The sequence below is a fragment of the Neisseria sp. P0009.S007 genome (assembly GCF_051962515.1).
In genome coordinates, this window is sequence record NZ_JBQCVF010000086.1 from 1 (window position 1) to 9,671 (window position 9,671).

Annotated in this window: 10 protein-coding genes; 4 read left to right on the plus strand and 6 right to left on the minus strand. The window is 48.0% G+C overall.

The window, feature by feature from the left end; translation table 11 throughout:
* Positions 1-20 precede the first annotated feature (20 nt).
* Positions 21-1,772, minus strand: coding sequence for a M61 family metallopeptidase (locus tag ACTHS3_RS08525; RefSeq protein WP_049336034.1), 1,752 nt, complete (start codon positions 1,770-1,772; stop codon positions 21-23).
* A gap of 332 nt (positions 1,773-2,104) precedes the next feature.
* Here ACTHS3_RS08525 and ccoN point away from each other — a divergent pair, with 332 nt between their 5' ends.
* From ccoN to ccoP, 4 genes are read left to right on the plus strand one after another with little or no spacing between them, the layout of a single operon-like run.
* Complete coding sequence (gene ccoN / locus ACTHS3_RS08530) at positions 2,105-3,538, plus strand: cytochrome-c oxidase, cbb3-type subunit I (RefSeq protein ID WP_003748780.1); 1,434 nt, start codon at positions 2,105-2,107, stop codon at positions 3,536-3,538.
* Between the two features lie 24 nt (positions 3,539-3,562).
* A complete protein-coding gene (ccoO, locus tag ACTHS3_RS08535; RefSeq protein WP_003748778.1) occupies positions 3,563-4,174 on the plus strand; it encodes a cytochrome-c oxidase, cbb3-type subunit II in 612 nt (203 codons plus the stop codon).
* Positions 4,175-4,178: 4 nt separating this feature from the next.
* Positions 4,179-4,376, plus strand: a complete 198-nt coding sequence (locus ACTHS3_RS08540) for a cbb3-type cytochrome oxidase subunit 3 (protein ID WP_003748776.1) — start codon at positions 4,179-4,181, stop codon at positions 4,374-4,376.
* Positions 4,376-5,722, plus strand: coding sequence for a cytochrome-c oxidase, cbb3-type subunit III (gene ccoP, locus ACTHS3_RS08545; RefSeq protein ID WP_004519589.1), 1,347 nt, complete (start codon positions 4,376-4,378; stop codon positions 5,720-5,722). Before ACTHS3_RS08540 ends, ccoP begins: the two co-directional genes overlap by 1 nt.
* 150 nt (positions 5,723-5,872) lie before the next feature.
* Here ccoP and ubiT read toward each other — a convergent pair whose 3' ends face one another.
* The 5 genes from ubiT to ACTHS3_RS08570 form a co-directional block, all read right to left on the minus strand.
* On the minus strand, positions 5,873-6,319 hold the full coding sequence (ubiT, locus tag ACTHS3_RS08550; protein ID WP_004519590.1) for a ubiquinone anaerobic biosynthesis accessory factor UbiT: 447 nt from the start codon (positions 6,317-6,319) through the stop codon (positions 5,873-5,875).
* Positions 6,306-7,223 (minus strand): U32 family peptidase, encoded by a 918-nt coding sequence (locus tag ACTHS3_RS08555; protein ID WP_004519591.1) that lies wholly within the window; start codon positions 7,221-7,223, stop codon positions 6,306-6,308. The genes ubiT and ACTHS3_RS08555 overlap by 14 nt, the downstream gene beginning before the upstream one ends.
* A 10-nt stretch (positions 7,224-7,233) precedes the next feature.
* Positions 7,234-8,241 (minus strand): ubiquinone anaerobic biosynthesis protein UbiU, encoded by a 1,008-nt coding sequence (gene ubiU / locus ACTHS3_RS08560; RefSeq protein WP_070625134.1) that lies wholly within the window; start codon positions 8,239-8,241, stop codon positions 7,234-7,236.
* 335 nt (positions 8,242-8,576) lie between these two features.
* On the minus strand, positions 8,577-9,197 hold the full coding sequence (locus ACTHS3_RS08565; protein ID WP_070625133.1) for a DUF2238 domain-containing protein: 621 nt from the start codon (positions 9,195-9,197) through the stop codon (positions 8,577-8,579).
* A 108-nt stretch (positions 9,198-9,305) separates the two neighbouring features.
* On the minus strand, positions 9,306-9,671 hold a 366-nt coding region (locus ACTHS3_RS08570), incomplete at its 5' end, for a phosphatidate cytidylyltransferase (protein WP_440367684.1).

Consider the following 9,671-nt stretch of genomic DNA (forward strand, 5'->3'; position numbering starts at 1 on the left):
CAGGCCGTTTGAAGTTTTATTTAATGATTGTACAACCAGTTTTCGAGTTTTTGGCGATCGGTAATGTGCAGCAGGGCAGTATTGGCTTCTGCCGCTTGAACTGTGATGCTGGTTTCACGCAATAGGCCTTGACGGAAGAAATGGATGGTGGTGCGCGTGCCGATAGGCAGTTTGCTCCACTGTGCCGCAAGGTCGTTGCAGGCATAGCCGCCTAGGGCGATGATTTTGTCTTGCGGGCAGAGTCCGGCATTTTCTGCACTGCCGCCATTAAATACATGAGTCAGGACGGCATGATCGCTGCTTTGTTTGAAACGTGCGCCCAAATCGTTGGCGGGGGCAACCGATTGGGGTTCGCTTGCAAATGCTCCGCCATGTTGGCGAGGTAGGGGAATAAAGTCGAGTTTGACACCTACGCTTTGTAGGCATTCTGCGAGCGGAAGGTCTTCGGTGCTGTATAAGGCCGTCTGAAAGAAGGTTTCTAAATCTAAACTGGTCATTTCTTGGCAACGGATTTGCCAGTGTTTTTCGGGTATGCCTTGATGGGTGTTGCACCAGTCGCGATAGTGTTGCTGCATCACACTGTCGATGGTGTATTTGCCTTGGCTTTTTTCACGGATGATAAGGTCGAGGCAAAGTGCGGCCAGTGCGCCTTTTTGATAGTAGCTGACGATGGCGTTTGGGCTGTTTTCGTCTTGTTTGTAGAACTTGTCCCACGCGCTGAAACTGGATTGGGCAAGTGTTTGTTTCAGGCGGCCTTGTGTCTGCTGTACACGTGTGATGCTTTGTGCAAGCAGGGTAAGGTAGGCTTCGGGGCTGATGGTTTTGCTTCGGGCTAGAAAGAGGTCGTCGTAGTAGGAAGTAATGCCTTCGAATGCCCAAAGTTGCTCGGTATAGTTTTCTTGGTCGAGGTTGTAAGGTGCGAATACGGCCGGTTTGATGGATTTGACGTTCCATGCGTGGAAGTATTCATGGGAGAAGAGGCCGAGCAGTTCGGTATAGGCTTTGTCGGCTTCACCCATATCGTAAGATGGCAGACTGTGGCGGTCGGCGAGTAGGGCGGTGCTGCTGATGTGTTCCAGTCCGCCATAAAGGTTGTCGCCCAGATGTAATAGGAAAAGGTATTCGGAAAACGGGGCAGGGGAGGGGAACATCGCTAACTCGGTTTCGCAGATTTTTTGAATATCGGCGAGGAAGCGGGTGCGGTCGAAATCAGGATAGATGCCGCTTAATGCAATACGGTGGGGGATGCCTTGTGCTTCAAAGTCGAGGAATTCGATGATGCCTGTTTCAACAGGATGATCAATAAGCTCGGCATATGAGGCCGTCTGAAAAGTGGTCGCCGAAATTTGGGGTAGGGTGGTGGCTATCTGCCATGTGTGTGGCAGGGTAGGAAATTCGACTTGGTGTGGTTGTTCCTCTTGTCCGTGCACTTTTAAGAATAGGCACGCGCCATCAAAAAAGCCGCGCTCGGTACTGAGGAATGAGCCGCGAACAGACAAGTCGAATGCGTAGACGGTGTAGTAAATTTCCCACGCTCCATTGAGGGCAGGGGTTTGCCAATAGTTTTTGCTGGTTTGTGTCAGTGGCTGGGCTTTGCCGTTGCAGCACGCGTTGATGTGTGTGATGTGGCGGGCAAAGTCACGGATGAGATAGCTGCCGGGAACCCAGTTTGGCAGGCTGATTTCTGTTTCAGAATCATCAGTTTGAGTGAATGATAAGGTGATGTGCCATTCATGAGACAGAAAGTTGGGGGTAATTTTGTAATTAATCATGGCTATTGGTTAATTTGCTAAAGTTTATTAAGAGGAAGGGGTTTTAAAGGGTAGGCTTAATCTATATCAATAAAACTGTACGAAAAAGGGGGCTTGAAAAAATGCTGTGTCCGATTTATTGAACATGTTTAAATAATTTATTGATTATAAAAGAAATGAGATTATGTCTCACTAAAGTTTTTATGCAATATGGAATGTAATTTTGCTTGGCATGTTGTGGTGTCTATGTTAAATTTAGAAAAATTTGAGCCTTGGCCGTATTGCGCTTTTCGTAAATGCAGGGGCTGGGGTGAGATAAAAATTTTTTATACCCATAATTTATGGAGACTTCCATGGACACACAAACTTATAACTACAAAGTGGTGCGCCAGTTCGCCATCATGACTGTAGTTTGGGGTATTGTGGGCATGTTGGTTGGCGTTATCGTCGCTGCCCAGCTTTTTGCTCCGGCCCTAGATTTATCCAATATCGGACCTTGGTTCCACTTTGGCCGCCTGCGTCCTCTGCACACCAATGCGGTTATTTTTGCATTCGGTGGTTGTGGTTTGATCGGTACATCATACTACGTTGTTCAACGTACATGTAATACCCGTCTGTTTGGCGGTTGGCTGCCTGCATTTACCTTCTGGGGTTGGCAGGCCGTTATCGTGGCTGCTGCCATCAGCTTGCCTATGGGTTACACCCAAGGTAAAGAATACGCCGAGTTGGAATGGCCTATCGACATTTTGATTACGCTGGTGTGGGTTGCCTACGCTATCGTATTCTTCGGTACGATTGCCAAACGTAAAATCAAACATATTTACGTTGCCAACTGGTTCTACGGCGGCTTTATCTTGGCCGTTGCACTGTTGCACATCGTCAACAATATCAGCATCCCTGCCGGTTTGATGAAATCTTATCCGGTTTACGCAGGTGCGATTGATGCGATGGTTCAATGGTGGTATGGCCACAATGCGGTGGGCTTTTTCCTGACAGCCGGCTTCTTGGGTATGATGTACTATTTCGTACCTAAACAAGCGGGCCGTCCGATTTACTCTTACCGCTTGTCCGTCGTTCACTTCTGGGCTTTGATTTTCACTTATATGTGGGCTGGTTCACACCACTTGCACTACACCGCATTGCCTGACTGGACTCAATCTTTGGGTATGGTATTGTCTTTGATCCTGTTTGCGCCTTCTTGGGGCGGTATGATCAACGGTATCATGACTCTGTCCGGCGCATGGGACAAACTGCGTACCGACCCGATTTTGAAATTCTTGATCGTTTCTCTGTCTTTCTACGGTATGTCTACCTTCGAAGGCCCGATGATGTCTATCAAAACCGTTAACGCTCTGAGCCACTACACCGACTGGACTGTTGCACACGTTCACGCCGGCGCATTGGGCTGGGTGGGCTTTGTAACCATCGGTTCCGTTTACTATATGATTCCCCGCTTGTTCGGCAAAAATGAAATGTACAGCACCAAATTGGTTGAGGCGCATTTCTGGATCGCGACCATCGGCGTGGTTCTGTATATCGCTGCAATGTGGATTGCCGGCGTAATGCAAGGTCTGATGTGGGGTTCTTTGAATGACGACGGCACGCTGACTTATTCCTTCGTTGAATCCGTAAAACGTACCATGCCTTACTACATGATTCGTTTCACCGGCGGTCTTCTGTACCTGAGCGGTATGTGCATCATGGCATATAACGTTTACCGTACTGCTATCAGTGGTAAAGCAGTTGATGCTGAGATTCCTGCGGTTTCTCAAACTCAACACCACTAATGACAAGAAAGATAGGCTACCAAAATGAAATTACAACAATTAGCTGAAGAAAAAGTCGGTGTACTGATTGTATTCACCCTGCTTGTAGTCAGCGTCGGCCTTCTGATTGAGGCTGTTCCGCTGTTCTTCACCAAGGCAGTTACCGAACCTGCGCCCGGCGTGAAACCATATAACGCTCTGCAAGTGGCCGGTCGCGATATTTATGTGCGCGAAGGCTGCTACAACTGCCACTCTCAAATGATTCGTCCATTCCGTGCAGAAACTGAACGTTACGGTCATTATTCCGTTGCCGGTGAGTCTGTTTATGACCATCCGTTCCAATGGGGTTCTAAACGTACCGGTCCGGATTTGGCTCGTGTCGGCGGCCGTTATTCCGATGAATGGCACCGCATCCACCTGCTGAACCCGCGCGACGTTGTGCCGGAGTCCAATATGCCTGCATTCCCATGGCTCGCACGCAATAAAGTCGATGCCGAGGCAACTGTGGCGCATATGAAAGCCCTGCGTAAAGTGGGTACACCTTACAGCGATGAAGAAATTGCCAAAGCACCTGAAATGCTGGCTAACAAATCAGAGCTGGACGCTGTTATCGCCTATCTGCAAGGCTTGGGCTTGGCATTGAAAAACGTAAGGTAACATCATGGACGCTAACTGGGCTCGCTCGCTCTTTACTGTTTGGGTATTTATCAGCTTTATTTTAGTCCTCTATATTGTGTTCAATAGACGCAATAAGAAAAACTATGACGATGCTGCCAGCAGTATTTTCGATAATGACGAACAAAGGCCGTCTGAAAAGGACGATCAAGCTCAGTCAGTCCGTGATCACGGAGCAAAATAATGAACACAACATCCCAATTTACCAGTAGTTTCTGGAGTATATATATTGCCGTTATCGTCGTGCTCAGCTTCATCGGCCTGGCTTGGCTTCTGCTTTCGCAAAACGTTGTGAAACGCCCTAAAAAAGGCGAAGAAGTAAAAACCACAGGTCATGAGTGGGACGGCATTTCGGAGTACAACAACCCTCTGCCACGTTGGTGGTTTTGGCTTTATGTCTGCACATGGCTGTTTGGCGTCGGCTACCTGATTATGTATCCAGGTATTGGCGATTACAAAGGCCTGTGGGGCTGGAGCAGCCATGGTCAATATGAAGAAGAAGTTGCCAAAGCCAATCAGCAATACGGTAAAGTGTATGCTAAATTTTCCAATATGCCGATTGAGAAAGTGGCTAAAGACCCTGAAGCCCGTGCTATTGCACAAAACCTTTTCAATACCTACTGTATCCAATGTCACGGCTCAGATGCCAAAGGCTCCAAAGGCTTCCCGAATTTGACCGACGACGACTGGTTGTGGGGTGGCGAACCTGAAAAAATTCAGGAAACCATTGAAAAAGGCCGTACTGCCTCTATGCCGGCATGGGGGCCTGCTTTGGGTGAAGAAGGAGTGAAAAACGTAACACAGTATGTTATGTCTCTTTCTAAACCTAAAGGTCAATACGACGAAGAACGTGCAGAACGCGGTAAAGCCCTGTTTAGCGGCCCACCTGCCAACTGTTTCACTTGTCACGGCGACAAAGGTCAAGGTATCCAAGGCCTCGGCCCGAATCTGACCGACGATGTATGGTTGTGGGGCGGTACTCAAAAAGCGATTACCGAAACCATTACCAACGGCCGCAGCAGCCAAATGCCTGCTTGGGGTCACTTCCTTGACAAAGACAAGCTGCACATCATGACCGCTTATGTTTGGGGTTTGTCCAACAAAGACGGTAAAAAAGCTCCTGCTAAAAAAGCCGAGCCTGCTCCGGTAGCTCAACCTGCCGATGTTTCTGCTCCGGCGGCTGCTTCTGCTCCTGCTGCCGATAAAGCTGCTTCAGATGCTAAAGCTGCTCCGGCTGCTGAAGCCAAACCTGCTGAAAAAGCAGAAGCAGCTCCGGTTAAGGTAGACGGCAAAGCTGTTTTTGAAGCCAACTGTAAAACATGTCATGGCGGTATGATTCCGGGCGCACCTGTTGTCGGTAAAAAAGACGACTGGGCTCCTCGAATTAAGCAAGGTAAAGATACTTTGCACAAACACGCGCTTGAAGGTTTTAATTCAATGCCTGCCAAAGGCGGCAACAGCAGCTTGAGTGACGATGAGGTTAAAGCGGCTGTAGACTTTATGGCAAATGAGTCCGGTGCAAAATTCTAATTTTGAGTCGGATTGAAAAAAGCGTACCTAACAAGGTACGCTTTTTTATATTTGATAAAACCAATAAGAGAAGACATATCAAAGAGGTGAAATATATAAGGCCGTCTGAAACATTCAGACGGCCTTTGTTCTTGGTTCAACCAAAATTAATCAATCCAAAGTGGACGTGCTGCGTTTCAGGAACCATTCGCTGAAAGGCCACTCAACACTGTCGAGTAAGTTTTTGGTAATTAGCCCCAGTTCCGTATCGCCTTCGATTTGCAATTTACGGTTGAAAAATAAGGTATCGGGATCTTCCTCGCGCATCATCATGCGCATGAAGTCTATACCGTTGGCCGCCAGCCTCAGATCGGGGACGCCACTGAAGTTGTCGTCCAGGAATTTTTCCGTATTGGCACTAAACCGCACTTTGATACCGGCATCCAAAACTTCGATTTCGAATTTTCTTCCGGCAAAAAGTTCCATATCGGCAGGCAGTAAACCTTTTCTCAGCATGGTATTCAATACGGAGACCAAAACAAAGCGTGGAGGTTTGCCGGGAAGTTTGGTACCGATTTTTGTCATCCATTTGGGTAATATGATTTCAGGCAGCGCCATAATATGCCTCCTTCACGGTTTCAATACCGGGCTGACCGCGCCAATAGCCGTCAACCAGTGTTCCGGTAGTCAATCGTTCCAACTCAGGGTGGACATCTTCCCATGTGGCTTTTCCGTCCAATACATCGCGGTGAATTTGGATAATTTCAGCCATGCTGTGCATTTGTGGCGACAGTCTGAGCATATTCACGCCGATTTTATTCAAGTCTTCATGGTGGGGCAGTAGGTTTTGGCAGCCGTAAGACATGGTTTGGATGCCGTTGATGGTGAGAAACGGCTGGCCTTCTCGCGTATTCATGGCCATACCGTGCTCATGATCGAGGCAGCGGAACTCGCAACTGTCTTTATTCAGATTGTAATGGCGGGCGGTAAAGCAACGTGATGAATAGGCAAGCGGCATTTTACCCCAAGCGAAGAGTTCAGTTTCAATGCCGTCTGAAGCCTTGATGATTTCGGCAACCTTATCGCGGCTTAGCTCGGACGGTGCAATCCAGCGGAATGCCCCTAATTTTCGGAATACGTCCAAAGTAGTTTCGTTGTAGATATTCAGGCTTGCACCGGCAACAAAAGGAATGCCGTGTTCGCGTGCCAATTTGACCGCCCCCATGTCGTTGGCTTCAACTTTAAACTTTCCCTGCTCCGTGATTTTGCGCAAGCGTTTCAGATCGGATTCGCTTTCGAGCAGGACTTGTGAAGAAAGAATAATCTCCTTACCGCTTTCCGCCAAGTCTTCAGCCAGTCCGAACCAGTCGGCAAAGCGCATTTTCTGACGGCGTGAGCAGACTACCTCACCCAAATAGACCGTATCCAACGGCGTATCCAGCATGGAAACGTAAAATTCCAGCAGGGCTTCTTTTTGCCAGAAAAATAAAATAGGGCCCAGCGACAATTTCAATGAATTCATTTTTTTCCCCTTATTTCCATGGGCGGTTGTATGCGCCCAAAGTTGTCTGATGACCTTCCGAAACTTTGCTCAAGGCATTGTTCCAGGACGGATTGACTTTGAAACGCGATGGATCGGCTGCAGCTGCATCCAGTGCTTGGCGCAGGGATTTGGTTACTTGCGCCGTATACATCGGACTGCGTTGGCGTCCCTCGATTTTGATGGCGGACACACCGATTTTGATGAGTTCGGGCAACATTTCCAAAACATTCAGGCTGGTCGGTTCTTCCAAAGCATAGTAAGTTTCATCATTGACTTCAAAGCGGCCTTTGCACAAGGTTGGATAACCTGCCGGTTCATTGGGTTTGTATTGGTCTATCAATACCTGGTTTAGACGTACGTTCATGCGGTCGGGCAGTTGTTCCCAGCGGACGGATTTTGCCGGAGAGCAGACACCTTGCATATTGGGCGATTCGCCTGTTGCATAGCTCGACAAGATGCAACGGCCTTCCACCATCACACACAAACTGCCGAAACCAAAGACTTCAATTTCCACATCAGTATTGTCAATCACATGTTTGACCTGATCGATGGTCAGCACGCGCGGCAAAACGGCACGACGGATGCCGAACAGCTCTTTCATCATATTGATGGCTTCGTAATTGGTGGCCGAACCTTGTACCGACATATGCAGGCGTAAATTCGGATGTTTGTCTGCCGCATACGCCATGATGGCGGGGTCGGCAACAATAATCGCATCGGCACCCAAATCCGCCGCCGTATCCACAGCGGCGTGCCAACGCTCCACTTGGCCAGCTTGTGCGAATGTATTGATAGCCATCAGTACATTGCGCCCGCGCGCATGGGCGTAAGCAACGCCTTCCCGTGCCGATTTCATATCGAAATTCAGTCCCGGAAAGTTTCGTGCATTGGTCGCATCTTTCAAACCCATGTAAACCGTGTCCGCACCGTTGTCCACAGCGGTTTTCAGTGCAGGCAGGTTGCCGGCGGGGCAGACCAATTCTGGAATTCTCTGCATTTTGTGTTCCTCGTCTTGATGATAACCTCTATCGGATTAATCAATATTTTGTAGAATTCCGGATATTTTATGGATTAATGACACAAGATATGCTGATTTAAATCAAATCGAAAAATTCAGATTGACGTAGGCATATTGTTTACAAAATCTTAACAGACGTTGTTTTTTATATATTTCATGTGCTTAAAAATTTTGATGACGAATTTTGTTTCAAAATCGGCTTATGTTTTTAACTATCGCATTTATTAATTTTTACAATAATGGCGATTGAAAAATGAAAAAAAGGCCGTCTGAAAATCTGGTTTCAGACGGCCTTCTGCTTTAAAGGGATATATTTAAGAGAAACCCAAGCGTTTATCGGGTCGGGTAAACACAAAAATAAACAGGGAAGTTAACGCACCCAAAGTATCGGCAAGCATGTCTTTTTGCGCGTCCCAAATATCGCCTTGGGAACCCAAGAATTCTAGTCCGGCCTCTCCGCCGTCGATGACGGCATATTGCCATTCGATGATTTCATAGGCGGCAGCCACGCTCATAATGAAGAACAGGGAGAAAAATAAGGCCAACGGCAGGTTGCACAGCTTGCGGCGCAGCAGCCACTCAGCCATCGGGTAGGCATAAAAGCCGATGATGTAATGGGCAATACGGTCGTAATGATTGCGGTTTTCGCCCAAAATTGGTTCGACAAAGCGGTTGATGGATTCAAATGGCACATCGGCAAAAGTGTAGTATGCACCGATGGAATGCATGATCAGCCAGAAGCTCATGAATAAGTAGGCCAAGTTGCTGAAGCGGAAAATGCGGTAGGTGGCAACCAGAAGGAAGAATACGGATGCTACGGGGGTGATTTCGGCGTACCAGACCGCGCGGTCATGAGGATTAATGCCTGACCAAACAATGAGGGCGAAGATAATCGTAGCAAGAAAAATGGGAAAGATTGGAGAGGGTTTATTCATGTTGTGTGTATGTAGTAATAATGGTTGCGTATTGTATAACGAATTGGCAGGGCTGCAGTTTTAGACATTCAAGGCCGTCTGAAAAGCAGCTTTCAGACGGCCTGAAGTTTAGCCGTTCCAGAAATAACGGGTGATGTGGAAAAACACAGGTGCAGCAAAACAAATCGAATCCACACGGTCAAGCATACCGCCGTGGCCGCGTATCATATTGCCCCAGTCTTTGACACCGTAATCGCGTTTGATGGCAGACATAACCAGGCCGCCAAAGAAGCCCATCAGGCAGACGATAAAGCCGATAATGGCTGCTTGGCCGTGAGAGAACGGCGTAATCGGCGCCATCAGCGCGGCAATGGCAGTGGCCGATAAAATACCGCCGACAGTGCCGGAAATAGTTTTTGACGGAGAAAGCGAAGGCATGATTTTTGCACCGCCAATCAGTTTGCCCCAAACGTATTGCAACACATCCGATACTTG

Excerpts from the sequence above, each read along its gene's own strand:
- ubiT (WP_004519590.1), bottom strand. The coding sequence starts at position 6,319 with ATGGCGCTGCCTGAAATCATATTACCCAAATGGATGACAAAAATCGGT.
- ccoP (WP_004519589.1), top strand. The coding sequence starts at position 4,376 with ATGAACACAACATCCCAATTTACCAGTAGTTTCTGGAGTATATATATT.
- ACTHS3_RS08555 (WP_004519591.1), bottom strand. The coding sequence starts at position 7,223 with ATGAATTCATTGAAATTGTCGCTGGGCCCTATTTTATTTTTCTGGCAA.
- ACTHS3_RS08540 (WP_003748776.1), top strand. The coding sequence starts at position 4,179 with ATGGACGCTAACTGGGCTCGCTCGCTCTTTACTGTTTGGGTATTTATC.
- ubiU (WP_070625134.1), bottom strand. The coding sequence starts at position 8,241 with ATGCAGAGAATTCCAGAATTGGTCTGCCCCGCCGGCAACCTGCCTGCA.
- ccoO (WP_003748778.1), top strand. The coding sequence starts at position 3,563 with ATGAAATTACAACAATTAGCTGAAGAAAAAGTCGGTGTACTGATTGTA.
- ACTHS3_RS08565 (WP_070625133.1), bottom strand. The coding sequence starts at position 9,197 with ATGAATAAACCCTCTCCAATCTTTCCCATTTTTCTTGCTACGATTATC.
- ccoN (WP_003748780.1), top strand. The coding sequence starts at position 2,105 with ATGGACACACAAACTTATAACTACAAAGTGGTGCGCCAGTTCGCCATC.
- ACTHS3_RS08525 (WP_049336034.1), bottom strand. The coding sequence starts at position 1,772 with ATGATTAATTACAAAATTACCCCCAACTTTCTGTCTCATGAATGGCAC.